Annotated in this window: 2 protein-coding genes; one reads left to right on the top strand and one right to left on the bottom strand. The window is 74.4% G+C overall.

Annotation, left to right across the window (positions count from 1 at the left end; all coding sequences use genetic code 11):
* Positions 1–802: DUF2510 domain-containing protein (locus ABT296_RS38600; RefSeq protein WP_351934827.1), on the bottom strand; the 802-nt coding region annotated here is incomplete at its 3' end.
* Between the two features lie 208 nt (positions 803–1,010).
* Here ABT296_RS38600 and ABT296_RS38595 point away from each other — a divergent pair.
* A partial coding sequence (locus tag ABT296_RS38595) for an ATP-binding protein (RefSeq protein ID WP_351934825.1) occupies positions 1,011–1,627 on the top strand: 617 nt, incomplete at its 3' end.

Raw genomic sequence — 1,627 nt, 5'->3', positions numbered from 1 at the left:
TCGAGGCCAGCACCTCGTGCGAGGTGATCTCGCCGTAGCCCTCGCCGTAGGACCGCTGGGCGTTCTTCTCGATGTCCGCCTTGGCGACCGCCTCGGCGGAGTCGCCGGTGGTGCCCAGCAGGCTCGCCGGCGCCGAGTAGGCGCCGCCCTTGGTGCAGTTCTGGGAGGTGTCGCCCGGGCACTTGTACGACTGCTCCGACGTCACCGAGGCGCCCACGCTCAGCTCCTGGCCGTACCAGCCGTCCGGCACCGGCAGGCTGATGCCGCTGAGCGGGTCGGTGACCGAACCGCTCTCGATCCTGGGCGCCTCGGAACCTTCCGGGGCCGGCGACCGCTCGTCGTCACCGCCGCCGTCCGATCCGCCGTCACCGCCGGGGCCGCCGTCGCCGCCCGGCCCGCCGGAGTCGCCGCCGGGTCCGTCCTGGCCGCCCTGGTCACCCGGCCGGGAGTTGGCGGTGCCGCCGTCCGAGCCCCCGTCGTCGGCGAGCACGTACACGCCCACGCCGATGCTCGCGAGGACCGCGGCGGCCACCGCCACGGCTATGCCCGTGCGCAGCCCGCGCCGCCCGCCACCGGGCGGCCCCGAAGGGTGGACGGGATACCCCGGGTAGCCCTGATGGACCGGGTACGCCGGTTGCGCACCGGCGGCCGGCGAAGGCGCCGGCGGACCCCATGCGGCGGCCGTACCCGCGGGGCGTGTCTGATCCGTCCACGCCCTGCCGTCCCACCAGCGCTCGGTGGCGGGAGCGTCATTCGTCTGCCCCGGGTCGGGATACCACCCGGGAGGAGTCACCTGCGTCATGACCCCACCGTATGAGGCATCGGTGAAAGCCGGATGAGAGGGTCCCCGGCCACTTTCGCCGAGCCTGCGGCGCGAACCCGCCCGTCATCCTCCCGAACACCCCGTCACCCGTGACGGCAACAGCTGACCGGTCCGCCCTCCACACGCGAGGCCCGAGGACTACGCTCAAGACCTGTACGTCGTTCGGGCGACTTGGGGAGGTAGCGGGATGACGGAGGTAGGGCCCACGGCGGCCACCTCGGCTGCCCTGTGGGAACGAGAGGCCGAAGTCGCCGCCGTCGAACGGGCGGTGGACGCCCTGCGCGCCGACGGCTCCTCCGCGGGCAGCCTGCTGGTCGTCCGCGGCGAGGCGGGCTTCGGCAAGACCGCCCTGCTGGGCCGGACCCGCCGCATAGCCGAGGAGCGCGGCTGCACGGTCTGGTCCGCCCGAGGCCGCGAGACCCTGCAGTCCGTCCCCTTCAACGTCGTACGGCAGTTGCTCCAGCCCGCGCTGGTGTCGCTGCTGCCCGAGGAGGCCCGCGAGTACCTCGGCGACTGGCACGACATCGCCGGCCCCGCCCTCGGCATCACGGAACCCGGGGAACGCCGGGCCGACCCGCAGGGCGTCTGCGACGGCCTGGTCGCCGCCGTCCGACGGCTCGCCCGCCGCGACTGGCCCCTGGTGATGCTCATCGACGACGCGCACTGGGCCGACCTGGAGACACTGCGCTGGCTCGCCGCCTTCGCCGAACGCCTCGAAGACCTCTCCGTGCTCGTCGTGGTGGCCCGCAGGCCCGGCGACGTCCGCGGCGAGGGCGCCCGCCACCTCGACGCCGTGTCCAAGGC

The sequence above is a fragment of the Streptomyces sp. NPDC000983 genome (genome assembly GCF_040299205.1).
GTDB lineage: Bacteria > Actinomycetota > Actinomycetes > Streptomycetales > Streptomycetaceae > Streptomyces.
This window is presented reverse-complemented; position numbering and strand designations above follow the sequence as displayed.